This is a genomic window from Sphingopyxis lindanitolerans, assembly GCF_002993885.1.
GTDB lineage: Bacteria > Pseudomonadota > Alphaproteobacteria > Sphingomonadales > Sphingomonadaceae > Sphingopyxis > Sphingopyxis lindanitolerans.
This window is the reverse complement of the sequence record NZ_CM009578.1, coordinates 3,833,500-3,856,862: the sequence shown is the minus strand read 5'-3', so window position 1 is coordinate 3,856,862 and position 23,363 is coordinate 3,833,500. Positions and strand designations below refer to the sequence as shown.

The following is a 23,363-nucleotide window of genomic DNA, read 5'->3' as shown; positions in this document are numbered from 1 at the left end:
CGTCATTGCGACCCCGGACTTGATCCGGGGTCGCAATGACGAGGGCTTAAAGCTGATACGCGACCTCGACGTCGCCCCAGCGCCGTCCGCCAATCACCGCGGGCATATAAACATTGCGCACGGTCAGGTAATTCACTCCGTCGCCTTCCTGCCGATAAACGGTCATGAAGAAAGGCGCGGTGCTGCGCTTCGCCGCCATATCGGTTTCGTCGAGCAGGATGCGGCCGTTGCGGCAATGCGCGGTGTCATGTTCGATATCGCCGGTCGGCGCGCGCGAGCATTCGGTGATGTGGGTCGGCAGAAAGCCGTTCATGTCGCCCGCCGACGACATCTTGATCTCGGGATGCTCGGCGACGATCTGGTCGAACAGCGGGCGCCAATGGGCGTCGGCCCAGTCGCACAGGCTGGTGCGAAAGCGTTCGGGGTTCGACCCCGGCACCCGGACATAGTCGGTGTCGAACAATTGCTCCATCGTCAGCCTGCCGTCGGCGATCGCATCCTCGGCGAGCATCACGAAGCGGTCGCGCACGCGCGATGCCAGGTCGACGATCGCCGAATCGGCGGGGCTCACCCCGGCCGAGATCACCGCGTTGAACATCCGGCTCGACACATGTTCCATCGTCAGGATCGAGGTGCGGGTGCCGTCGAGGATCGCGCTGTTGTCGCGCACCGATCCGACGACGCGGTCCATCGCCTCGCGCACTTTCGCGCCATTGGCGTGAACCATCGCGCTCGACTGCGCGATGCGGTCGCTCTGGCCGTCGAGCAGCGCGACAAGGTGCGTCGCGTCGTGCAGCGCGTCGGTGATCGTCTCGAACTGCGCCTCGGCACGGCTCGACTGTTCGACCCCCGACTGGATTTCGGTGACCAGCCCGCTCGCTTCGGCGGCGAGGCTGCCGATCGAGCGGCGGATCTCGTCGGTGGCGCCGCGCGTATTCTGCGCCAGCTTTTTCACTTCGGATGCGACGACCGCGAAGGTGCGCCCGGCATCGCCGGCACGTTCGGCCTCGATCGCGGCGTTGAGCGCGAGCATGTTCGTGGTCTTGGCGATCTGTTCGATCGACTGGCTGACCTGCTGCACCTGCGCCATCACCGCGGCGAAATTGGTGACATGGGTGCCGAGCCGCGCGACGAGGTCGATGACCGAGCGGAATTCGCTGACCGCCAGATTGACGCGCTCCGCCCCCGCGTCGAGCTGTTCGCACGCCCGCGCCGACAGCAATTTCGCCTCATCGGTCGAATCGGCGATCTGGCGCTGGTCGGCCTCGAGCCCGACGACATATTCCTCGAGCCGGCCGAGTTCGGAAATCTGGCGTTCCATCTGATCGGTCGCGCGCTTGATCCGCCCCGCGGCGTCGCTGCACCCGACGGCCAGTTCGCCGCAGTCGCTCGCCACCGACTGGTCGAGAATCGGCGCCGCCGCATTGATCGGATCATATTTCATTGGCTTGCCCGCGTCCCTGGATGATCGCGAAGCTATGCCGGACATTGGTTAACGGCGCGTCAATTTACGGCAGGAGGGCAGAGCTGTTCCGGAGTAGGAAGTTGCCCTTCACTCCGCTGCGGCAGGAGGAGAGCCACGTATCGGGCCGACCCAAAAATATCCGTCGTAATCGCCGCTTTGGTCGGCGTCGGAAGCCGAAGCCAGGGCGATAAAGGGTACGGGGCCGAGGTCCGCACTTCCCCGAGTCGGATGGTTCCCGCAATCGAGCGATTGGTCGGTGACCGGCTTGCCCCCCTGGTTCGCCGAGGGTTTCAACACGCAGTTCCAACTCGTACCCTCGGCGAAACGCATGTTCAGGGTAATCGTGGTCCCATATTGCGTCAGTCGCCTTGCCATCGGATCGAATTGCACGCCGCGCCACGTAACGCTTCCCTTCCGGGCATGGAAATTGCCGGCGAGCACAAGAACCCGATCATATTCCAGGCCGTTTGCAGCCTGGGCGATATTCTCTGCCTGCCCTGCCTCATGGGGCCCTTGTCCCGGCAAATCGGCGAAGCGTCTTGATTGCTCCTCGTCCCTGGGTGCGTTGAATGCGACAATGCGGACGGGCAAGCCTCGCTCCTTGAGATCATGGAGGCGCACGAGCATGTCAAACATCGCCCTGCTGGCGACCCCGTCTTTGCGGCCGCGCCAGCCGATTTCCAAAAGCGACCCGGCAAACTGATTGGCCGGCAGCTTCCAGGCGTCCTGAAGCTTTCGATCATCGGCGGCACTCAGTTCGACCGCAACCAGCGTTCGCTGTCCTTTCGAGCTCAAAGCACAGGCAAGATCGGCGATGAACGCGGGCGCTTGCTGTGTGCCATGCTGCTCGCCGAAAACCACGAAGCGGGGATCGCGATCGACGATAGCGTCCCAGCCCTTGGGGACGCTGCATTGCGAGGATTTCGACGCGTCCGGCAGTTCGCTCTGCCCTGCGACTAAAAGGAACAAACCCGCAATCAGACTCATACCATAATCCCTGCACAACGATGATATATTATATCAATATTCGGAATCTTTACAACAGGTCGTGAGCCAACATACGGAAAAATGGCTTTCCTAAAATGCTCGACGATGGTCTACCCTGCCGAATGAAGCCTTCGTTCGCCCGAACCTTGCCGGCTCTGCGAGACGCTTACGCGCTACCAAAAGCGACAAAGGAGACAATCCGGTTGCTCACGTCCGTATATTTTGTCTCCTTAAGGCCACAAAAGCCCCGATATCGCATCGCCCATACGAGGCTTTTGTGGCCTTAGGCGGCGGGCGCTCCGATCCGCATTCGCGATTCGCGAGTGAAGTTGCGCAGTTTCCTGCCATTTTCCGTTCTCCTTCCTTCGCCTTCCGTAAACGTAAAGTGATTGCGCCCGCCGCGCCGACAGGATAACCCTGCCCCATGTTTTTCGGCTTCCTCGACGAGCTTCGCGCCGCGGGCATTCCCGCCAGCCTGAAAGAGCATCTGCTGCTGCTGGAGGCGCTCGACCGCGAGGTGATCGACCGCACGCCCGAGCAATTCTATTATTTGAGCCGCGCCGTCTATGTGAAGGACGAGGGCCTGCTCGACCGCTTCGACCAGGTGTTCAACAAGGTCTTCAAGGGCCTGCTCACCGATTACGGCCAGAACCCCGTCGACATTCCCGAGGAATGGCTGAAGGCGGTGGCCGAGAAATATCTGACTGCCGAAGAGATGGAGGCGATCAAGTCGCTCGGCGATTGGGACAAGATCATGGAGACGCTGAAGGAGCGGCTCGAGGAACAGCAAAAGCGCCACCAGGGCGGCAGCAAGTGGATCGGCACCGGCGGCACCTCGCCCTTCGGCAATTCGGGCTATAACCCCGAGGGCGTGCGGATCGGCGGCGAGAGCAAGCACAAGCGCGCGCTAAAGGTGTGGGAAAAGCGCGAGTTCCAGAATCTCGACAACACCAAGGAACTCGGCACCCGCAACATCAAGATCGCGCTGCGCCGCCTGCGCAAATTCGCGCGTGAGGGCGCGGCCGACGAGCTCGACATTCCGGGCACGATCGACGGCACCGCGCGGCAGGGCTGGCTCGACATCCGCATGCGCCCCGAACGGCGCAACGCGGTCAAGCTGCTGCTCTTTCTCGACGTCGGCGGGTCGATGGACCCGTTCATCAAGCTGTGCGAGGAATTGTTCAGCGCCGCGACGAGCGAATTCAAGAATCTCGAATTCTTCTATTTCCACAATTGCCCGTATGAAGGGGTGTGGAAGGACAATAAGCGCCGCTGGTCCGAACGCCACCAGATGTGGGACATCCTCCACAAATATGGCCATGATTACAAACTGATCTTCGTCGGCGATGCGTCGATGAGCGCCTATGAAATCACCCATCCGGGCGGCAGCGTCGAACATTTCAACGAAGAGTCCGGCGCGGTATGGCTCCAGCGGATGACCCGCATCTATCCCGCCGCGGTGTGGCTCAACCCGGTGCCCGAGGCGCATTGGGGCTACACCCAGTCGGTCAAGCTGATCAAGCAGTTGATGAACGACCGCATGTACCCGCTCAGCCTCGCCGGGCTCGACGGTGCGATGCGCGAGCTGACGCGCAAGCATTGACGGCGGCCGCATAACCGACAAAGCATCCGCATCCCCGAGCGAAGACGAGGGGCTCGTTCGAGCGAAGCGAGAACCCGCAAGGTCGCTGCCTCGACTTCGCTCGGCATAGCCCCTCGTCTTCGCTCGGGGAGACGGAAGTTTTATATCGAGATCTCCATGATCGACCTCCCGCTCGTCGCCATCCTTCTCCTCACCGGCTTCATCAACCTGATCGGCGCGCTCGCCTATGCGGCGCGGATCGCCGGGGTGCGGACGCGGCGGATCGCCATGTCGTTCGCGCTGTTCAACATCCTCGTGCTCTTCTCGCGCACCTCGAACAGCTTCCTCGGTCCCTTCCTCGCCAAGCGGATCGAGACGCGAATCCACGACGGCAGCGGCGCGTCGCTGTTCGTCGACATGCAGTTCGTCCTCGCCGCCGCCAGCGTCGCGACCTTGATCGGCATCCTGCTCGTCCCCACCGGCCAGCGCATGTTCGCCGCCGCGATCGGCTGGTATCAGGACAATCGCTCGACGACGAAGCTCGCGATGAAGGCCGTCAGCCCCGGCGGGCTGCGCACCCTGCGCGATTCGCTGCGTTTCCCCAGTCTGACGCATCTCAGGAGCTGGCGGATGCCACACGGGATCGGCTGGGGCGTGCTGATCGCCAACTGCCTCGCGCAATCGCTGCTCGCGGTCGGCGTCGTCGCCTCGCTCTATGCCGGCTATCTCGCCCCCGAATTTCGCGTCACCGCCTCGCAGCTTTCGGCGCTGATCAACGGTTTCGCGACCATCCTCCTGTTCGCCTTCATCGACCCGCAACTGTCGGTGATGACCGACGACGCGGTCGAGGGAAAGGTCGACGAGGCCGATTTCCGCCGCGCGATCACCTTCATCTCGCTGAGCCGCCTCGCCGGGACGGTGCTGGCGCAGGCGCTGCTGCTGCCGGCGGCGATGCTGATCGCCTATGTCTCCGTGCATGTCTGAGGCCGAACGGAGCCACAGCCGCTTCCACGCCGTCCGCTCGCGCCTCGAGGCGATGGCGGTCGAGCCGGGCCCGCGCGGCTGGTGCCTCGAATTTCTCGTCTTCGGCTTCAAACAGGGCTGGGCGTGCCTGTTCGGCGCGCTGATGCTGATTCTGCTGCTCGGCACGCACCTCTTCTGGCCCGACGGCGCCGCGATCCACCGCTATGACGCCATCACGATCGGCGCGGTGCTAATCCAGATCGCCATGCTCGCCTTTCGGCTCGAAACGCCAAGGGAAGCGGTCGTCATCCTGATCTTTCACATCGTCGGCACGGTGATGGAATTGTTCAAGACCGCCGCGGGATCGTGGCAATATCCCGAGGAGAGCCTGCTCCACATCGGCGCGGTGCCGCTCTTTTCGGGCTTCATGTATGCCGCGGTCGGCAGCTATATCGCCCGCGTCTGGCGCATCTTCGATTTCCGCTACACCCGCTATCCGCCCGCCTGGACGAGCCATGCCCTCGCCGCCGCCATCTATGTCAATTTCTTCGCGCACCACTGGCTTCCCGACATCCGCTGGCTGCTGTTCGCGGCGACCGCCTTTCTCTTCTGGCGCTGCCAGGTCTGGTTTCGCCCGCTCCACGTCCACCGCCGGATGCCTTTGCTCGTCGGCTGGGGCCTCGTCGCGCTATTCATCTGGTTCGCGGAGAATATCGGCACCTTCGCCCGCGCCTGGACCTATCCCAGCCAGAGGGACGGCTGGCACATGGTCGGGATCGAAAAGCTCGGGAGCTGGTATCTGCTGATGATCATCAGCTTCGTGCTGGTCAGCCTGGTCCAGCGGCCGAAAACGCCATCATCCACAACGACCGCCCGCGGATAACGCCGCTCTGACGCACAATCGGGCTGCGTAGGGTCAGCCCCTTGTCGCGCGATCGCGGCGTCGAAATGGCACGAAGAGGCCGCGCAAGCGGGAACGCCTTGCCTACCGATCCACGCGAAGCCCCTGCCCCGCTTCGGCCCGAGCCCCCCGTCGCCCGAACCCCGTCGCCGGAGCCCTCCCCATCGGAATATCCGAACTCCGAACGCACAAAAGGCCCCGGACGAGAGGTCCGGAGCCTTTTGGTATATCTATGCGATCAGCCGATATTACGGGCTGGTCGGGGTGTCGCTGTTGTTGTCGGTCGCCAGGATGATGCCACCGATGATGGCGGCCAGCGCGACAATGGCGATGATCCAGCTGGTGCTGCCCTCGAGCTCGCTTTCGCCACCCAGAGCCGATGTGGCACGAGCCGAATCAAGCGAGGTAGCAGCCGAAGCGGCAACCGGAGCTGCGATCATCGACGTTGCCGCGAGGGAGATCGCGGCTTTCTTAAGCAGGTTCATCTTCTTCTCCGTCCACTGGAACATAGTCTTATCGAATCACATCAACGCCTTGGCTATCGACGTGAATCTACTCAACCTCTGTAGGCATAGTCCTTGCCGATTGCAACGACGATTTGCCCTACCCGCCATTTGTTATGAATCTGCTAAACCAGCAAAAAGCACCGAATTGGTACCAATTCATCCACGCCGGATATGATCGAGCGGCTCGCTCGTCACCGGGTAGCCGAGATGGTCGGGGATGCACAGATGCGAGCCGCCGTCGCGCTCCTCGATCCACGGCGTCACCAGTTCGACCGGGAAACGCCCGGCGTGCGCCGAAAAATCGGCAAAACCATCGGCCTGCGCCAGCCGTTCCAGATTGCGCCGGGTCGGGAAGATGATCGACACGTCGCCGCGGTCGGCCATCGCCAGCGTGTCGGCCGCGCTGGCCCAGAAGATCTGGCTGTGTTCGGCCTCCTCGACCGTCAATTCGTGCCCGTGCGGCGGCGCGGCGACGGCATAAAAGCGGGTGTCGAAGGTCCGCGCTTCCTTGAAATTCGGGCACCAGCGCGCAAAGGGCACGAGCGTTTCGAGCGCGAGTCGCTCGCCGCGCTCCGCCAGCAGATCGGACAGGAGCGTGCCGTCGAGCAGCGCCCGGCGGGTTGCGGCAATTTCGTGATCGGCGAGCGTCGGCCAGCCGACCGCGAGGCCGGTCTCCTCGATCGTTTCGCGCAGCGCCGCGACCCGCGCCGCGCCCTCGGCATCGCCCGGCGCGAAACCGTGCCGCTCGGCCACCACATGGTCGTCGGGGTCGATGCGCCCGCCCGGAAACACCATGGCGCCCGCCGCGAAGGCCATGGTCGCCGCGCGCTTGACCATCAATATCTCGTCGGGACCGCCGCCGCCCGACGGTCGCATGATGACGAGAGTGGCGGCGGGGATGGCGTTGTCCGGCAGGGCGGACGGCAAAGCTGACGGATTCATGCCCAAGCCTAACTCCGCGCGCCGCGCTTGTCATCCCCATTGCAGCCGAGGCGCCGACGGTGCAGGATGGCGCTCCAGCGGGAGCAGGACCATGGGAATATTGGAAATTCTGGGTGTCGCCGGCAGCCTCAGCCTGCTCGCGGGCTGGCGGCTTTACCTGACCATCCTCGCCACCGGCATCGCAATGCATTTCGGCTGGCTGCCGCTGCCCGAACATCTGAAGGCGCTGCAGGTTCTGGCGAACCCCTGGGTGCTCGGCGTCGCGACGGTCGGCACGCTCGCCGAATTTCTGGCGGACAAGGTCGCATGGGTCGATTCGGCCTGGGACACGATCCACGGCTTCATCCGCCCGCTCGGCGGCGCGCTGCTCGCGCTCGCGCTCGTCGACAGTTCCGATCCGACGTGGCAGGTTGTGGCCTTCCTCCTCGGCGGCGGCGGCGCGCTGCTCAGCCATGGGGCCAAAGCGACGACGCGCGCGGTCGTCAACATCAGCCCCGAACCGTTCAGCAACGCGGCGGTCTCGACCGGCGAAGACGTCGCCACCACCGGGCTGCTCGCGCTCGCCATCGCCTATCCCGCGATCGCGATCGTGATCGCCGTCCTGCTCGCGGGCGCCGCGGTGGTCGTGATCATCGCGCTGCGCCGCCTGCTCCGCAACATCAAGACGACGCTGAAACGCGCGCTCGGCGACCTGCCGGAAACGGAAAGTCTGCCGCCAGCTTAAGGGTCGGCCTTTTCAGGCAAAAACCCGTTCCCCCGCGAAGACCGGGGCGCAATATATAAGGTTCAACCCGCCAGCAATTCCTTGAGCGGCTTGTCCGTATCGGCAAGCTGCTCCGCCGTCGCGACCAGCCCCGCCGTGACGATCATCCGGCCCTGAACATAATCCTTGGTCGCGTTGACGCAGTCGAGCGCGATCACCCGGCCCGCCTTCAAATAGACGATCGAAAAGCTGCGGTTCGCGGGGTCGCCGCGCAGCACCGCCTGGTCGTGCCCGGTCGACAGCCCGGCGGTCTGGAGCTTCAGATCATATTGGTTCGACCAGAACCAGGGGATGGCGTGATAGGGCGCTTCATCACCGACGATGCCTTTCGCGACGACATTCGCCTGGTCATTGGCGTTCTGCACCGATTCAAGGCGGATCGTCGCGCCCTCGGCAAAGGCGTTTTCATGCGCGGCGCAGTCGCCGATCGCATAGATGTCGGGCAGGCTCGTCTTGCAATGGCGATCGACCAGCACGCCGTTGCCGCTCGCGGCGCCTGCCGCGACCAGCGGCCCGGTCGCGGGGATGATGCCGATGCCGACGATGACGAGGTCGGCCGGAATCACCTCGCCATCGGCCAGGCGCACCCCGGTGACATGGTCGCGGCCCTCGATCGCCTCGACGCCGACGCCCAGGCGCAGATCGACGCCATGGTCGCGATGTTCCTTTTCATAGAAGCGCGACAATTCCTCGCCCGCGACCCGCGCCAGGACGCGGTCGAGCGCTTCGAGCAGCACGACCTTCTTGCCCGCCTTGCGCAGCACCGCCGCCGCTTCGAGCCCGATATAGCCGCCGCCGATGACGACGATCTGCCCCGCCGTCTCCGACGCCGCCTTCATCGCGTCGGCGTCGGCGCGGGTGCGCACGCCCTGCACGCCGGGCAGGTCGCCGCCGGGGATCGGCAGCATCCGCGGGCTTCCGCCGGTCGCCCAGACGAGCTTGCCATAGCCGATCGTCTCGCCGCCATCGGTGGTCACGCTGTGCGCGGCCGGATCGACCGAGGCGACGCGCGTGCCGAGCAGCATCGTCACCTCGCGTTCGTCCCAATATTTGGCGGGACGAAGCTGGATGCGCTCGAATTCCTTTTCGCCCGCGAAATATTCCTTCGACAGCGGCGGCCGCTCATAGGGGAGTTCGGATTCGTCGCCGATGATCGCGATGCTGCCCGCGAATTTCTGCGTCCGCAGCATGATCGCCACCTGAGCGCCGCCGTGTCCGGCCCCCACGATCACCACGTCGAATTGCATAATCCCTCCGTTACGGCGCACTCGTTTTTCGGCTGCGCCTCTGGCATGCCGCGGCTGGCGGCACAACAAACATTGGCTATCAGGCGGACAGTATCACCTCGTCGCGCAGCGCCACAAGCGCCGCGCCCAGCGCCTCGACTTCGGCATCGCTGCGCGATCCGGCGACGAACGACGCCGACAGACAGAAACCGGGGGCGATGTCGGCGATTCCCGCGGCAACGGTGCAGACGCCGCGATGGGCATAGCCCCGGTCGATCGCAAAGCCCTGCGCCGCCGCCGCCGCAACCTGCCGCGCATAGGCGTCGAACGGCAGTTCGGCCTGCCAGCGCACCGGGGCATGGCGCCGCGCCAGTTCGGCTTCGCTCGCGCCCTGCACGGCGGCGATCGCCCGGCCCGCCGCGCCGCTGCCGAGCGGCTGGCGCTGGCCGTCGGCAAGGCTGAGCCGCATCCCCGCGTCGCTTTCGGCGCGCGCGGCAAGCTGCATGCGATCGCGCGATACGATCTTCCACAGACCGACCGCGGCTTCGGCGCTCTGAGCAAAGCGCGCCATCAGCGGCCGCGCGCGGTCGGCCAGCCGCGCGGCGCCGGTGTCGCGCAGCGCATCCGCCGCCTGCCACGCCGACGCCAGCCGATAATATTTCGTCCGCGCATCGCGTTCGACCGCGCCTTCGGCGACCAGCGTTTTCAGCAGGTTGAGGCAACTCGACGGGCTGAGGTCGACGACGCGGCCGATATCCGACAGCGTCAGCGCCTCCGTTTCCGCGAGCAGGCGGAGGATGGCGAAGGCTTGCGAAACGGAGCGTACCGGACCGGTCATGGCACTGGAGATATTTTCAACAGGGTGAAAAATCAATTCTTAATGTTGAAATAATGCAGGACGGCGCTTATCGCGCTATCGACACGAATCGAACGGGAGAGCGGCCATGAGCTTATGCCTTGACGGAAAGGTCGTCGCCATCACCGGCGCCGGACGCGGCATCGGCCGCGAACTGGCGCTGCATTGCGCGGCCCAGGGCGCGGCGGTGATCGTCAACGACCCCGGCGTCGCGCAGGCGGGCGACGGCGGCGATGCCGCTCCGGCCGAGACCACCGCCGCCGACATCATCGCTGCGGGCGGCAGGGCCGCCGCCAATTTCGGCAATGTCGCCGATCCCAGGGAAGCCGCGAGCATCGTCGAGGATGCGGTCGCGCAATTCGGCCGCATCGACGCGGTCGTCAACAACGCGGGCATCCTGCGCGACACCATCTGGCACAAGATGAGCTATGAGGACTGGAAGAGCGTCATCGAGGTCAATCTGACCGGCGTCTTCAACGTCTCGAAGGCCGCGACGCCTTATTTTCGCGAGCAGCAGTCGGGCAGCTTCATCCACTTCACCTCGACCAGCGGCCTGATCGGCAATATCGGCCAGGCCAATTATTCGGCGGCCAAGCTCGGCGTCGTCGCGCTGTCGCAGTCGATCGCGCTCGACATGGCGCGCGCCGGGGTCCGCTCGAACTGCATCGCGCCTTTTGCGTGGAGCCGGATGACCTCGTCGATCCCCGCCGAGACCCCCGAACAGCAGGAGCGCGTCAAGCGCCTCCAGGACATGTCGGCCGACAAGATCGCGCCGCTCGTCGCCTATCTCGCCTCCGACCTGTCGAAAGACGTCACCAACCAGATCTTCAGCGTGCGCCGGAACGAAATCCTGCTCTTCTCGAAACCGCGCCCGGTGCGCTCGATGACCAGGCTCGATGGCTGGACCGCCGAAGCGATCGCCGACGAGCTGATCCCCGCCTTCCGCCCCGCCTTCGCGCGCGCCGACGAAGTGTCGGCGCACGTCTTCCCCTACGACCCGATCTGAGGAGCCCCCCATGAGCAATCCCGGCATGGACGCGGACGTTTTCGACCAGTTCATCGAGCAATTGCAGCGCTATGTCCGCGACCGTCTTCTCCCCGCCGAAAAGGAGATCATCGAAACCGACCGCATCCCCGACGACATCCTCGCCGAGATGCAGGGCATGGGTCTCTTCGGCCTGACCATCCCCGAGGAATATGGCGGCGCGGGCATGAACGTCCGCCAATATGTCAGGACGATCCACACGATCAGCTATGCGATGCCGGCCTTCCGCTCGATCATCTCGATCAACATCGGCATGTTCGCCTCGGCGCTCAAAAATGGCGGGACCGAAGCGCAGAAGGCCGAGTGGCTGCCGCGCGTCGCGGCGGGTGCGATCGCCGCTTTCGGCCTCACCGAGCCGGGATCGGGATCGGATTCGGCGGGGCTTCAGACCACGGCGACCCAGACCGACAATGGCTGGATCTTGAACGGCACCAAGCGCTACATCACCAATTCGCCCTTCGCCAAGGTCGGGCTGATCATGGCGCGGACGAGCAAGGAAAATCTCCCCAAGAACGCCCATGTCTCGGCCTTCATCGTGCCGATGGACGCGCCCGGCGTGTCGATCGGCAAGTCGGACAAGAAGATGGGCCAGTCGGGAAGCCACATCGCCGACATCGTCCTCGACGACGTCCGCGTCGGCGGCGAGGCTTTGCTCGGCGGCGAGCTTGGCAAGGGCTTCGCCTTCGCGATGATGAGCCTCGACAACGGCCGCATGTCGGTCGGCGCCGCCGCGACCGCCTATGCCCGCCGCGCGCTCGACAGCGCGGTGCGCTACGCGACCGAGCGCAAGGCGTTCGGCGAGCCGATCGCCAATTTCCAGCTCATCCAGCAGATGCTCGCGCAAAGCGAAATCGATATCTACGCCGCCGAATGTATGATGGCCGACGTCACGGCCCGCGCCGACGCGGGCGAGAATGTCCTGCGCAAGGCGGCGGCGTTCAAGGTCTTCGCCTCCGAAATGTGCGGCCGCGTCGTCGACGCCTGCGTCCAGGTCTATGGCGGCGCGGGCTATCTCGCCGAATATGACGCCGAACGCTTCTTTCGCGACGCACGCATCTATCGCATCTACGAAGGCACGACGCAGATCCTCCAGCTCCAGATCGCCAAGCATATGCTGCGCGAATTCGCGGCGGCGAATTGAGGGTGAAGAACCGCTTCTCCAACGATCGTCATCCCGGCGAAGGCCGGGGTCTCGCCCTCGCGTTCCGCCGCACCGGCGAAATCCCGGCCTTCGCCGGGATGACGGGAGCAGATCATGTATAACCTTCTCACCAACCTCCCCGTCATCGAGGCGTCGTCCTTCGTCGCCTCCCCGACCGCCGGGCTCTATCTCGCGCAATTCGGGGCCGAGGTGATCCGCGTCGACCAGGTCGGCGGCGGCCCCGATTTCCGCCGCTGGCCGGTGACGGCCAAAAACAACTCGCTCTATTGGGAAAATCTCAACCGCGCGAAGAAATCGGTCGCGCTCGACCTCGCCCGCCCCGAAGGACGCGAATTGCTGCAGGCGCTGGTCCGCGCCACCGGCCAGTTCGTCACCAATTTCCCGGCGGGCGGCTTCCTCTCGCACGAATTGCTGGCCGAGGACCGCCCCGACCTCGTCACCGTGCGCGTGATGGGCTGGGCCGACGGCTCGCCCGCGCTCGACTATACGGTGAACAACAGCGTCGGCTATCCGATGCTCACCGGCGCGGGGCCGGAGCCGGTCAATCATGTCCTGCCCGCGTGGGATCTGCTCACCGGCGCCTATGCCGCCTTCGCGCTGCTCGCCGCGATCCAGCGCCGCGCCGCGACCGGCGAAGGCGGCGAAGTGCGCATTCCGCTGTCCGACGTCGCGATCGGCACCGTCGCCAATATGGGCGGCCTCGCCGAAGTGCTTTACACCGGCGAGAACCGGCGGCGGCTCGGCAACGCCGTCTACGGCCTGTTCGGGCGCGACTTCACCACCCGCGACGGCCGGCGGACGATGATCGTCGTCGTCACCCCGCGCCAATGGGCGAACCTCGTCGCCGCGCTGAACCTCGGCGATGCGGTCGCGGCGGTCGAGACGGCACGCGGCGTCTCCTTCGCGAAGGACGACGGTCTGCGCTTCACCCACCGCGACGCGCTCTATCCATTGTTCGAGCGCGCGATCGCCGCGCGCGACCACAGCGACCTCGCCGCCGCCTTCGACGCGGGCGGGATCGTCCATTCGCCCTATCGCACGATGCTCGACGCCGCGAACGACCCGGCGCTGGTGGCGAACAACCCGATCTTCGGAAGCGCAAACAACCCCAGCGGCTTCGCCTACCCCGCCGCGGGCGCCTTCGCGACGATCCCGCAGGCGACCCGCCAGCCGCCCCGCCCCGCCCCGCGCAACGGTGAGCATAGCGAGGAAGTGCTGGCTTCGCGCCTCTCGCTCCCCTCGGGCGAGATCGCCCGGCTGATCGACGCCGGTATCGTCGGTGTCGGCTGAGCTTCCCTCCCTCTCTCCGTGTTCCCCCGCGAAGGCGGGGGCCCATCACCTGCACTCTCGTCTCTCCACAGCCGTTGGCGGAGACTTCGAACTTCGGATGATGGACCCCCGCCTTCGCGGGGGAACGCAAATCATATTTTGAATCGATAAGTTGGAGAATGACATGACCCTGCGCCGCGCCGCCATCGTCGCCCCCATCCGCACCGCCGTCGGCAAGTTCGGCGGTTCGCTGTCCTCGATCACCGCGGGCGATCTCGGCGCCGTCATCCTGAAGGCGCTGATCGAACGGACGAAGATCGACCCCGCGCGCGTCGATGACGTCGTCTTCAGCCAGGGCTATGGCAATGGCGAGGCGCCGTGCATCGGCCACTGGTCGTGGCTCGCCGCCGGTCTGCCGCTCGAGGTGCCGGGCTATCAGCTCGACCGCCGCTGCGGCTCGGGGCTGCAGGCAATCGTCAACGCCGCGATGATGGTCCAGACCGGCATGTCCGATGTCGTCGTCGCGGGCGGCGTCGAATCGATGTCGAACGTCGAACATTACAGCACCGACATCCGCAAGGGCGTGCGCGCGGGCAATCTGACGCTCCACGACCGCCTGACGCGCGGCCGCGTCATGTCGCAGCCGGTCGAGCGCTTCGGAATCATCACCGGGATGATCGAAACCGCCGAGAATCTGGCGAAGGATTATAATATCAGCCGCGAGGCGTGCGACGCCTATGCGGTGCGCAGCCATCAGCGCGCGGCCGCCGCCTGGGCGAAGGGGCTGTTCGACGACGAACTGGTGCCGGTCAGCGTGGCGCAGAAGAAGGGCGACCCGGTCGTCTTCGCCCATGACGAGGGCTATCGCGCCGACGCCACGCTGGAAACGCTCGGCAAGCTGCGCGCGCTGGAAGCCAAGACTATTCCGGGCGCCGTCGTCACCGCGGGCAATGCGAGCCAGCAGAATGACGCCGCCGCCGCCTGCCTCGTCGTCGCCGAGGACAAGCTCGACGAACTCGGCCTCACGCCCATCGCCTGGTATCACAGCTCAGCGGCGGCGGGCTGCGACCCCAGCCGCATGGGCATCGGCCCCGTCCCCGCGGTCGAACGGCTGTTCGCGCGCAGCGGTCTCGGGTGGGACGACATCGACCTCGTCGAACTCAACGAAGCCTTCGCGCCGCAGGTGCTCGCGGTGCTCAAAGGCTGGGGCTGGTCCGACGACGACAGCCGCAACGAGATATTGAACGTCAACGGCTCGGGCATCTCGCTCGGCCACCCGATCGGCGCGACCGGCGGGCGTATCCTCGCCAATCTGACGCGCGAACTGGTTCGCAGGAACGGCCGCTATGGCCTTGAAACCATGTGCATCGGCGGCGGTCAGGGCATCGCCGCGATTTTCGAACGCGCGGCTTGAAGGGCCACAGGATCGATGAGGATGAAACCACCATCTCGACAAAAAGCCGTTTGTGCTGAGCTTGTCGAAGCACCGTCCTTCCTCGCGACCTCCGAAAAGAAGAACGGCCCTTCGACAAGCTCAAGGCGAACGGATTGTTGATAATGCGTGCAAATCTGAAGAAAGCCCTGACCGCCGCACAGGCCTATCGCACCGCCGCGCAGGCGGCGCTCGCCGAACGACTGACCGCAAACCCAATCGACCGCGAACAACGCGCGGCGCATGGTTTCGCATGGGTCGCAACGACCGTCGCCGCGCTGGAAGCGACCCTCGCATGGTGCGAGTCCGGCCAGGACTCGAACCCCCTCGACGCGAAGATCACCACCCTCGCCTTCGCCGAAGCCATCGGCCAGCTCACCGGCGGCCTGCCGATGGGGCAGAATGAAATCTTCCGCCCCGCCGACCTCGGCCTCACCGCCGCCGCGCGAACGCTCGCCGACGCCTGCCCCGGCCTGCTGGGCGCCGATCATGCCGCCACCCGCGCCGCTGTCGCCGCCGCGCTCGCCGAGGCGCATTGGCCGAGCGAGACGCTCCACGACGCCGACCTCGACGCGATCCGCGACCAATATCGCCGCTTCACCGACGCCGCGATCGTCCCCCACGCGCATGGCTGGCACCTCGCCAACGATCTGATCCCCGATGCCACGGTGCAGGCGATGGCCGACCTCGGCACCTTCGGCGTTTGCATAGCAGAGGAATTTGGCGGCCTCGGCCTCGACAAGCTCGTCATGTGCCTCGTCACCGAGGAATTGTCGCGCGGCTGGATCGGCGCGGGATCGCTCGGCACCCGGTCGGAGATCGCGGGCGAGCTGATCGCGATGGGCGGCACCGACGCGCAAAAGGCCGAATGGCTGCCAAAGATCGCCAGCGGCGAAATCCTGCCCACCGCCGTGTTCACCGAACCCGACACCGGCTCCGACCTCGGCTCGCTGCAAACCAAGGCCCGGCGCGACGGCGATCATTGGGTGATCGACGGCGCGAAAAACTGGATCACCCACGCCAGCCGTTCCGACCTGATGACCCTGCTCGCACGCACCGTCCCCGATGCGAAAGGCTATGCCGGCCTGTCGATGCTGCTCGTCCCCAAACCACGCGGCACGGAGGCCGATCCTTTCCCGGCCAAGGGCATGAGCGGCAGCGAAATCGCGGTGCTCGGCTATCGCGGCATGCGCGAATATGCGCTGCAATTCGACGGCATGACGGCGCCCGCCGACGCGCTGCTCGGCGGCGAGGAAGGCCAGGGCTTCAAACAGCTCATGCGCACTTTCGAGGGCGCGCGCATCCAGACCGCCGCGCGCGCGGTCGGCGTCGCGCGCCGCGCGCTCGAACTCGGGCTCGATTATGCCCTCGCCCGCAAACAATTCGGCAAGGCGATCGTCCACTTCCCGCGCGTCGCCGACAAGCTCGCGATGAGCCTCGTCGATTTCGTCACCGCGCGCGAACTCAGCTACGCCGCGGCGCGCGCCAAGGACAGCGGCAAGCGCTGCGATATCGAGGCGGGAATGGCGAAACTGCTCGGCGCGCGCGCCGCCTGGTCGAACGCCGACGCCGCGCTGCAAATCCACGGCGGCAACGGCTATGCGCTCGAATATGAGATCAGCCGCGTGCTGTGCGACGCCCGCATCCTCAACATCTTCGAGGGGGCGGCGGAGATTCAGGCGCAGGTGATCGCGCGCGGGCTGACCGGAGGACGAAATTGATGAGCGACTGGCAAGCGTGGATCGGCCGCGAGGATAGGCGCCGCGACCATATCGATCCGGCCGCGGTGACGCGCTGGCTCGCGACGATCGACCGCGCCGCGCCCGCCGACGGCAGCGTCCCGCAGGGCTGGCACTGGTGCCTCGGCCTTCCCGATGCGCCGACCGCGACCCTGGGCGCCGACGGCCATCCGCTGCGCGACGACAGCGCGAACAGCTTCCTGCCGCCGATCCCGCTCCCCCGCCGCATGTGGGCGGCGAGTAAGGTCGAGTTTTTCGCGCCGCTGCGCCCCGGCCAGTCGGTGGAGCGCAGCTCGCGCGTCGCCGCGATCACCGAAAAACAGGGTGGCAGCGGCACGCTTGTCTTCGCCGAAGTTGCCCATGAAACCCGTGGCGATGGCGCGCTGGCAATCCGCGAAAAACAGACGATCGTGTTTCGCGAGGCGGCCCCCGCGGGCGCGCCGCCTGCCCCGCCACCGCCGGGTGACGGCAACTTCGACCCGTCGGCATGGGATGCGCATCACATGCTCGTTCCGTCGGAGCCGCTGCTGTTCCGTTATTCGGCGCTGACCTTCAACAGCCACCGAATCCATTATGATCTGCCCTATGCACGCGGGCAGGAGGGCTATCGCGGCCTCGTCGTCCACGGCCCGCTCACCGCCACGCTGCTGCTCGACCTCGCGGCCCGACATTTCGGCGACAACCAATTGAAAAAATTCGACTTTAGAGGAACATCACCCGCCATCTGCGGCGAGGAGCTCCATCTGGCGCTACGCGGCACTTTCGCCAACATCGAACTCGCCGCCTTCGCCGCCGACGGACGGCAGGTGATGGCGGCAAGCGCCGCGATCTGACCGGATCGAAATCCTGTCCGCTTTCCTCAGGGTATCAGCACGACCTTGATGCACTCCCCACGCGCCTGCGCGGCGACCGCCTCGTTGATCTGGTCGAGCGGAAAAGTCTGGATCAGCGTGTCGAAGGGAAAGCGCCCCGCGGCATGATGCGCGATCAGTTCGGGGATGAAGCTCTGTGGATCGCTGTCGCCCTCGATAATCCCGATGATGCGGTGGCCGGGGGTCATCAGCGCGGCGATATTGACGCTGATCGCGGCGTCGGCCTTGGCCGGCACCCCGACGAGCCCGATCGCGCCATGGCTGCCGAGCGCGGCAAGCCCCGCCTCGATGACGGGCACGACCCCGCTGGTGTCGAACGCGAAGTCGAGCCCCGCCGGGACGATCGCGCGCAGCGCTTCGGCCAGGTCGCCCGCTTCGCCCGGATCGATGACGTGCGTGGCGCCGAGCGTCGTCGCGATGGCGCGCCGCGCGGCGATCGGCTCGACGAGGATGATCGCCGCACAGCCCTGAATGACCGCCCCCATCACCGCCGCGAGCCCGACCGGACCGCCGCCGAAGATCGCGATGCTCGACCCCGCGGGGCAGGCGAGCGAGTTCATCACCCCGCCCGCGCCGGTCTGGAACCCGCAGCCCAGTGGCCCGAGCAGTTCGAGCGCGACGTTCGACGTATCGACCTTCACGACATTGCGCGCGCGCGTGACGGTGAGCGCGGAAAAGGAGGATTGGCCAAAGAAGTGCGAGGTGACGCGCGCACCGTCGCTGGCATAGGCCGTCGAGCCATCGTCGAGCCGCATCCCGGCATAGTTGAGCGGCACGAAGCTCTGGCAATAGCTCGGCAGATGCTCGTCGCAGCGCGGGCAGGCGCCGCAGCTCGAAAAGCCGACGACCACCGCGTCGCCGACGCTCAGGCCCTCGACCCCCTCGCCCACCGCCTCGATCACCCCGGCGCCTTCATGGCCGAGCACGCCGGGCAGCGCGAAGGGCGCGAACTGGTCGCGAAAGATCAGGTCGGTGTGGCACAGGCCGACCCCCGCGATCCGCACCCGCACCTCGCCCGCGCGCGGCGCCTCGACCGCAATCGTCTCGATCGTGAAATCGCCGCCGGGCTCTCGCACCACGGCCGCCGTCGCGTCGGTCATCCCATTCTCCATTCAGTGTAGCCCGCGCCGTTCCTGCTGGCGATAATCGCTCGGCGCCATGCCGAACCAGCTCCTGAAAGCGCGGCTGAAATGGCTCTGGCTGGTAAAGCCCGTCACCTCGGACAGCGCCGCAAGGCTGAGGTCGGTCTGGACGAGCATCTGCTGCGCGCGGTCGAGCCGCGCCTTCATCACATATTGGTGCGGCGAGATGCCGGTTGCCTTCTTGAACAGGCGACAGAAATGCGATGGCGTGACCCCCGCGACCGCAGCCATCGCGTCAAGGCTATGCTCTTCCGCCGGATTGGCGAGCACCGCGTTCATGATCTTGTGGAGCCGATAGGCCGAGAAATCCGACACCGGGATTTCGGTGGGATTGCCATGCGCGGGCGGTCCCGACAGGATATGCGCCTTCAACGCATTGACCATCGCCGAGACATAGGCGGTGCGCTCCTCCGCCTGCGGCGCGTAAAGCTCGGACAGGATCTGGCGCGTCAGCGCGACGCCGAGCGGGTCGGCGAAGGCAAAGCGCATCTTGTTGAACTGTTCGGCATGCGGTTGCCCGGCCAGGACGTCCGACGACATCGACAGAGTCACGACGTCAAGCTCGCCATCGACGAGCCAACCGGTCGGCATCCCCGCGGGGACGATCGTCGCGCAGCCGGGGATTGAACTCGTCTCGGTCCAGCCGTCGCGGTCCCAGGTCTTGACCTGCGGCTTGCCCGCGACATGGACGGTGAAGATCGGCTGCGGCAGCGCGGGCAAGGTGTAGGTGCCGACGAACTGGCGCCACCGGCAGAGCGACCAGCCGTCGCCGAACGACCCCATCTCGACATCGGGCGCGCGGCCCAGGACGTCGCAGATGATATTCTTGTTGTCCCAGACGCCGTCCTGTTTCACGTCACCAGCCTGACATCGAGCCGCTTGAAGCCGTTGATGAAATTCGACCGCACGCGGCTCGGCTCTCCGATAATCTCGAAACGCCGAACATGCCGCGCCATCCACGCAAACGCCAGCCGCAATTGCATCTCGGCCAGCCGCGAGCCGACACAGACGTGGGTGCCCGCGCCAAAGGCGAGATGCTGGCGGATCGGGCGGGTGACGTCGAAGGCGTCGGGATCGGCGAACATCGCCGGGTCGCGGTTGCCAGCGGGGTAGAAGACGACGACCTTGTCGCCCTCGCAGATCGCCTGTCCGCCCAGTTCGGTATCGCGGGTGGCGGTGCGGCGCATGTGGATCACCGGACTCGCATGGCGGACCATTTCCTTGACCGCACCTGGCAACAGGCCGGGGTCGGCGCGCACCCTGTCCCATTGGTCGGGGTTGGCCGCAAAGGCGATCAGGCTGTGGTTGATCGAATTGCGCGTCGTCTCGTTGCCGCCGACGAGCGCCAGGATCAGATTGCCGATGAAATCGCCGAGCGGAACGGGTTCCCCCTGGATTTCCGTGTTCGCGAGCAAGGATGCGATATCGGGACCTGGGTTGGCGCGGCGTTCCGCGAACAGCGCGGAAGCAAAGGCGACGAACTCCCCCATCACCGCTGCCATGGCCTCCGGTGACTGGCGAAAATCGGGATCGTCCTCGCCGACGAAAGCGTCGGTCCAGCGGTGGAGGTCGCGCCACGTCTCGGCCGGGACACCGAGCAGTTCGGCGAGGGTGAGCAGCGGCAGCGGGACGGTCAGCAGCGGCAAGATGTCGACCGTCTCGCCCAGCGGCACGTCGGCGAACAGCCGCTCGACCCGGTCGGCGATCCGCGCCTCGATCCCCTCCAGCCGCCCCGGCGACAGCGCGGGCATGATGAAGCGGCGATATTGCGTGTGGGTCGGCGGGTCGCGCGAGATGAAGGGAATGCCGATCGCCGCCTCGCCCGCGCCGGTCAGCCCGACCTCATTCTCGTTGAAGATGCGGTGCCCGCCATTCTCGTGCGCCGAGGAAAAGAGGTCGGCCTGGCGCGACACGGTGATGATGTCGCCGAACCCCAGCACCGCCCAGAATCCCGCGCCATCCTCCTCGGGGTTCCAATGGACCGAGCCCGCGGCGCGCAGGGCCGCAAGCTCGGCATAGGGCATGCCGCCGACATAGAGATCGGGATCCTTGAGATCGACCGCCGCCACGATCAGAAGCCGTAGCGCAGGCTGACGCCATAGGTGCGCGGCGCGGCGGGGACGAGGAAGTTGAACGGAAAGCCCGCGCCGCGAAGGTCGAGGCCATAGCCATGGGTCTTGCGGTCGAAAAGGTTGTTGGCGAACAACCGCACCGTCAGCGCATCGGTCGACCAGCTCAGCGATGCGTTCACCTTGGCGTTCGCGCCTTGCTGCAACTCGCTGTTCACCTGCGGCGTGCCGGGCGCGTCGATGGTGTTGAACGGCGAATAATATTGGCGGCTCGAATAGGCCATGTTTGGCGCAAAGGTCAGCGTGCCGCCCGCGACGTCGATCATGTCCCACTCGAACCCGAGCTGCGCGGTGAGCTTGGGCGCGAAGGGAAGCTGGTTGCCCGACAGATCGGCCCCCTGTAGCGTCAGCTCCTTATATTTCGAGTGCAGCCAACCGAGCGAAGCGTTGACGCGGAAACCGTCGGTGGGTCGCAGCGTCGTTTCGACCTCGAGGCCGTAAACCTCCGACGACGGCGCATTGACGAGGAAGGAGACGGGCCCGGCGCGCGTGTCCTGAAGCTGCTGGTTCGAATAGTCGTAATAAAAGGCCGAGGCGGCATAGGTGAGCAGGCGCCCGCCCGCGCGGCCCTTGATCCCGGCCTCATAGGCGTTGACCCGCTCGGGCTCGATATAGCCGATCCCCGCCGACGAGGTGTAGCCGCCGCCGTTGACCGCGCCGGCGCGATAGCCGCGGTTGTAGCTGGCATAGACCAGCGGGCCGTCGTCGAAGCTATAGCTGAGCGCGACGCGCCCGGTCAGCGCATTGTTGGTATCGGCGAGCGCGAAGCGCGCGGCCGGATCATAGGGGCAGGTGCCCGCCACCCCCGCGCACGGCACGGTCGTCGCGATCGGCGTATCGGGATCGTCGACCCCGCCGACAAACAGATAGGCGAAAGCGTCGTCGTAACGCGACTTGTCTTTGGTGTAGCGCGCTCCGATCGTCAGCACGAGCCGGTCGGCAAGGTCGATGTCGGCCTGGCCGAAGATCGCATAGCTTTTACGCACTTGCCGGTAATGCTGGAAGAAGCCGCCCGCCGGGGGCAACGGCAGGTTGAACCGGTTGTCGGTGATATTGCGGTCCCAGCCATAGAAGAGCCCGCCGACGAACGTGACGCCGTCGCCCTCATAATTGGCGCGCAATTCCTGGCTGAACTGGCGATATTTCGAGCGCCAGTTGATATCGAGCAGGTCGAGCGGCGATCCGTCGGCCGCCTGCTGCAAATCCTGCTTGCCGCCGTCATAGCTGGTGATCGAGGTCAGGCTGAGCCGATCCGACAGTTCGAGCGCGATATTGGCCGAAAAGCCCCACGCGTCGGTGCGATTCTCGCCGATGCGATTCTCGTTGGTCTCGAAGAAGCCGAGCCCGGTGCGAAAGGCGCCGAGGCCGTGGACCGCCGCCTGCGTCCCGCGATCGCGCCCGCCATAGGCGCGCAGCACGATGTCGAGCGTCTCGGTCGGCTTGACGCGCAGCGACGCGCGGCCTTGCAAACTGTCGACCGACGCCGCATCGCGGCCGCCGGGAAAGACATTTTTGATCTGCCCATCGCCCTTGGCGTAATTGACCGCGAGGCGAAGCCCCGCGACATCCTCGGCCAGTGTCGCCTCGGCCGCGCCCTGCGCGGTGATCGTGTCGAAATTCGCATAGCCGAGCTGGATATAGCCATCGGTGCCCGACAGGCCCGGTTTCTTGGTGATGAAGTTGATCGCGCCGCCGGTGGTGTTGCGGCCGAACAAGGTGCCCTGTGGCCCGCGCAGCACCTCGATCCGGTCGAGGTCGAACAGCCCCATCCCATGGCTGGTGCGCGGCGCGAGATAGACGTCGTCGAGATAGACCCCGACGGGCGACGCCTGATTGCTGTTATATTCGTTCGCGACCCCGATGCCGCGCAGCGAGAAATTGGGCTGCGTGTCGCCATAGGGGCTGTTGATCTGAAGATTGGGGACGGCGTCGCCGAGCTGCGCCGAATTGGTGATGCCGCGTTCGGCGAGCGTGTCGCCGCCAAGCGCGGTGACCGCGAGCGGCACGTCGAGCAGCGATTGTTCGCGGCGCTGCGCGGTGACGACGATATCGCCGTCGGCGGCGCCGCTCTCCGCGGGCGCGTTGCCGGTTTCCTGCGCCAGCGCGGCGGTCGATGTCGAAACTGCGAGCGCAACCAGCAGCGCGCGCGAAAAGGCCAGACTTGCCATATCATCTCTCCCGATCGAGGTTTCTGCGAACCTCATCGGGATAAAGAGTAGAGCGGCGTCCCCCGCGTGGCTTTAGCCTCGCTTGCAACGAGATTTGACATTTCTTGCGCGCGAAAGGGCGAGAATCTCGGCGCCGGACTCCCCTGCGATGGGGCTGGCGCAAGGCAGGCGAAGCTGGCAAGGGGGCCGCGTGAGTAATTAGCTTACTAAGGAG

General features: G+C 65.8%; 20 protein-coding genes. 10 read left to right on the top strand and 10 right to left on the bottom strand.

What is annotated here, in order from left to right:
- Nucleotides 1–46 precede the first annotated feature (46 nt).
- Together CVO77_RS18255 and CVO77_RS18250 are read right to left on the bottom strand one after the other, a co-directional pair.
- Nucleotides 47–1,444: a methyl-accepting chemotaxis protein gene (locus tag CVO77_RS18255; protein WP_242446009.1), complete on the bottom strand. Its 1,398-nt coding sequence runs from the start codon at nt 1,442–1,444 to the stop codon at nt 47–49.
- A gap of 108 nt (nt 1,445–1,552) precedes the next feature.
- Nucleotides 1,553–2,452, bottom strand: a complete 900-nt coding sequence (locus CVO77_RS18250) for a TraB/GumN family protein (protein WP_106000287.1) — start codon at nt 2,450–2,452, stop codon at nt 1,553–1,555.
- 424 nt (nt 2,453–2,876) lie between these two features.
- On the opposite strand from CVO77_RS18250, the gene CVO77_RS18245 reads away from it, so the two are divergent.
- The 3 genes from CVO77_RS18245 (at nt 2,877) to CVO77_RS18235 (ending at nt 5,880) form a co-directional block, all read left to right on the top strand.
- Nucleotides 2,877–4,055: a vWA domain-containing protein gene (locus tag CVO77_RS18245; protein WP_106000286.1), complete on the top strand. Its 1,179-nt coding sequence runs from the start codon at nt 2,877–2,879 to the stop codon at nt 4,053–4,055.
- 156 nt (nt 4,056–4,211) lie between these two features.
- Nucleotides 4,212–5,018, top strand: coding sequence for a lipid II flippase Amj family protein (locus tag CVO77_RS18240; RefSeq protein ID WP_106000285.1), 807 nt, complete (start codon nt 4,212–4,214; stop codon nt 5,016–5,018).
- Nucleotides 5,011–5,880, top strand: a complete 870-nt coding sequence (locus tag CVO77_RS18235) for a DUF817 domain-containing protein (protein WP_106000284.1) — start codon at nt 5,011–5,013, stop codon at nt 5,878–5,880. Before CVO77_RS18240 ends, CVO77_RS18235 begins: the two co-directional genes overlap by 8 nt.
- Before the next feature lie 266 nt (nt 5,881–6,146).
- Here CVO77_RS18235 and CVO77_RS18230 read toward each other — a convergent pair whose 3' ends face one another.
- Nucleotides 6,147–6,383, bottom strand: coding sequence for a hypothetical protein (locus CVO77_RS18230; RefSeq protein WP_106000941.1), 237 nt, complete (start codon nt 6,381–6,383; stop codon nt 6,147–6,149).
- Nucleotides 6,384–6,560: 177 nt separating this feature from the next.
- Nucleotides 6,561–7,346 carry an NUDIX domain-containing protein gene (locus tag CVO77_RS18225; RefSeq protein WP_106000283.1) on the bottom strand — a complete coding sequence of 262 codons (786 nt, stop codon included), beginning with the start codon at nt 7,344–7,346 and terminating at the stop codon, nt 6,561–6,563.
- Between the two features lie 91 nt (nt 7,347–7,437).
- Between CVO77_RS18225 and CVO77_RS18220 the strand changes: the two genes are divergently transcribed.
- A complete protein-coding gene (locus tag CVO77_RS18220) occupies nt 7,438–8,070 on the top strand; it encodes a DUF4126 domain-containing protein (RefSeq protein WP_106000282.1) in 633 nt (210 codons plus the stop codon).
- 62 nt (nt 8,071–8,132) lie between these two features.
- On the opposite strand, the gene CVO77_RS18215 is transcribed toward CVO77_RS18220, so the two are convergent.
- A complete protein-coding gene (locus CVO77_RS18215) occupies nt 8,133–9,356 on the bottom strand; it encodes an NAD(P)/FAD-dependent oxidoreductase (RefSeq protein ID WP_106000281.1) in 1,224 nt (407 codons plus the stop codon).
- Nucleotides 9,357–9,435: 79 nt separating this feature from the next.
- Nucleotides 9,436–10,173 carry a helix-turn-helix domain-containing protein gene (locus tag CVO77_RS18210; RefSeq protein ID WP_106000280.1) on the bottom strand — a complete coding sequence of 246 codons (738 nt, stop codon included), beginning with the start codon at nt 10,171–10,173 and terminating at the stop codon, nt 9,436–9,438.
- A 106-nt stretch (nt 10,174–10,279) separates the two neighbouring features.
- On the opposite strand from CVO77_RS18210, the gene CVO77_RS18205 reads away from it, so the two are divergent.
- The 6 genes from CVO77_RS18205 to CVO77_RS18180 all read left to right on the top strand — a co-directional run bounded on the left by CVO77_RS18205 (nt 10,280) and on the right by CVO77_RS18180 (nt 17,671).
- The gene (locus tag CVO77_RS18205) at nt 10,280–11,197 is read left to right on the top strand and encodes an SDR family NAD(P)-dependent oxidoreductase (RefSeq protein WP_106000279.1); all 918 of its coding nucleotides are present in this window, start codon (nt 10,280–10,282) and stop codon (nt 11,195–11,197) included.
- A gap of 10 nt (nt 11,198–11,207) precedes the next feature.
- Entirely contained in the window at nt 11,208–12,377 is a 1,170-nt protein-coding gene (locus CVO77_RS18200; RefSeq protein WP_106000278.1) for an acyl-CoA dehydrogenase family protein, read from the top strand.
- A gap of 114 nt (nt 12,378–12,491) precedes the next feature.
- Entirely contained in the window at nt 12,492–13,688 is a 1,197-nt protein-coding gene (locus CVO77_RS18195; protein WP_106000277.1) for a CoA transferase, read from the top strand.
- 163 nt (nt 13,689–13,851) lie between these two features.
- Nucleotides 13,852–15,081 (top strand): acetyl-CoA C-acetyltransferase, encoded by a 1,230-nt coding sequence (locus CVO77_RS18190; protein WP_106000276.1) that lies wholly within the window; start codon nt 13,852–13,854, stop codon nt 15,079–15,081.
- Between the two features lie 143 nt (nt 15,082–15,224).
- On the top strand, nt 15,225–16,820 hold the full coding sequence (locus CVO77_RS18185) for an acyl-CoA dehydrogenase family protein (RefSeq protein WP_106000275.1): 1,596 nt from the start codon (nt 15,225–15,227) through the stop codon (nt 16,818–16,820).
- Nucleotides 16,820–17,671, top strand: a complete 852-nt coding sequence (locus CVO77_RS18180) for an HTD2 family dehydratase (RefSeq protein WP_106000274.1) — start codon at nt 16,820–16,822, stop codon at nt 17,669–17,671. Before CVO77_RS18185 ends, CVO77_RS18180 begins: the two co-directional genes overlap by 1 nt.
- Before the next feature lie 26 nt (nt 17,672–17,697).
- Here CVO77_RS18180 and CVO77_RS18175 read toward each other — a convergent pair whose 3' ends face one another.
- The 4 genes from CVO77_RS18175 to CVO77_RS18160 are packed head-to-tail and all read right to left on the bottom strand — an operon-like array spanning nt 17,698 to nt 23,149.
- Entirely contained in the window at nt 17,698–18,810 is a 1,113-nt protein-coding gene (locus CVO77_RS18175; RefSeq protein ID WP_106000940.1) for an NAD(P)-dependent alcohol dehydrogenase, read from the bottom strand.
- 12 nt (nt 18,811–18,822) lie between these two features.
- Nucleotides 18,823–19,707, bottom strand: coding sequence for a helix-turn-helix domain-containing protein (locus tag CVO77_RS18170; protein WP_106000273.1), 885 nt, complete (start codon nt 19,705–19,707; stop codon nt 18,823–18,825).
- Entirely contained in the window at nt 19,704–20,921 is a 1,218-nt protein-coding gene (locus CVO77_RS18165; protein ID WP_242446008.1) for a cytochrome P450, read from the bottom strand. The genes CVO77_RS18170 and CVO77_RS18165 overlap by 4 nt, the downstream gene beginning before the upstream one ends.
- Nucleotides 20,922–20,923: 2 nt before the next feature.
- Nucleotides 20,924–23,149 carry a TonB-dependent receptor gene (locus CVO77_RS18160; protein ID WP_106000272.1) on the bottom strand — a complete coding sequence of 742 codons (2,226 nt, stop codon included), beginning with the start codon at nt 23,147–23,149 and terminating at the stop codon, nt 20,924–20,926.
- Nucleotides 23,150–23,363: the final 214 nt, after the last annotated feature.

Coding starts and splice junctions, on each gene's coding strand:
- CVO77_RS18255 (WP_242446009.1), bottom strand. CDS start 1,444: ATGAAATATGATCCGATCAATGCGGCGGCGCCGATTCTCGACCAGTCG.
- CVO77_RS18250 (WP_106000287.1), bottom strand. CDS start 2,452: ATGAGTCTGATTGCGGGTTTGTTCCTTTTAGTCGCAGGGCAGAGCGAA.
- CVO77_RS18245 (WP_106000286.1), top strand. CDS start 2,877: ATGTTTTTCGGCTTCCTCGACGAGCTTCGCGCCGCGGGCATTCCCGCC.
- CVO77_RS18240 (WP_106000285.1), top strand. CDS start 4,212: ATGATCGACCTCCCGCTCGTCGCCATCCTTCTCCTCACCGGCTTCATC.
- CVO77_RS18235 (WP_106000284.1), top strand. CDS start 5,011: ATGTCTGAGGCCGAACGGAGCCACAGCCGCTTCCACGCCGTCCGCTCG.
- CVO77_RS18230 (WP_106000941.1), bottom strand. CDS start 6,383: ATGAACCTGCTTAAGAAAGCCGCGATCTCCCTCGCGGCAACGTCGATG.
- CVO77_RS18225 (WP_106000283.1), bottom strand. CDS start 7,346: ATGAATCCGTCAGCTTTGCCGTCCGCCCTGCCGGACAACGCCATCCCC.
- CVO77_RS18220 (WP_106000282.1), top strand. CDS start 7,438: ATGGGAATATTGGAAATTCTGGGTGTCGCCGGCAGCCTCAGCCTGCTC.
- CVO77_RS18215 (WP_106000281.1), bottom strand. CDS start 9,356: ATGCAATTCGACGTGGTGATCGTGGGGGCCGGACACGGCGGCGCTCAG.
- CVO77_RS18210 (WP_106000280.1), bottom strand. CDS start 10,173: ATGACCGGTCCGGTACGCTCCGTTTCGCAAGCCTTCGCCATCCTCCGC.
- CVO77_RS18205 (WP_106000279.1), top strand. CDS start 10,280: ATGAGCTTATGCCTTGACGGAAAGGTCGTCGCCATCACCGGCGCCGGA.
- CVO77_RS18200 (WP_106000278.1), top strand. CDS start 11,208: ATGAGCAATCCCGGCATGGACGCGGACGTTTTCGACCAGTTCATCGAG.
- CVO77_RS18195 (WP_106000277.1), top strand. CDS start 12,492: ATGTATAACCTTCTCACCAACCTCCCCGTCATCGAGGCGTCGTCCTTC.
- CVO77_RS18190 (WP_106000276.1), top strand. CDS start 13,852: ATGACCCTGCGCCGCGCCGCCATCGTCGCCCCCATCCGCACCGCCGTC.
- CVO77_RS18185 (WP_106000275.1), top strand. CDS start 15,225: ATGCGTGCAAATCTGAAGAAAGCCCTGACCGCCGCACAGGCCTATCGC.
- CVO77_RS18180 (WP_106000274.1), top strand. CDS start 16,820: ATGAGCGACTGGCAAGCGTGGATCGGCCGCGAGGATAGGCGCCGCGAC.
- CVO77_RS18175 (WP_106000940.1), bottom strand. CDS start 18,810: ATGACCGACGCGACGGCGGCCGTGGTGCGAGAGCCCGGCGGCGATTTC.
- CVO77_RS18160 (WP_106000272.1), bottom strand. CDS start 23,149: ATGGCAAGTCTGGCCTTTTCGCGCGCGCTGCTGGTTGCGCTCGCAGTT.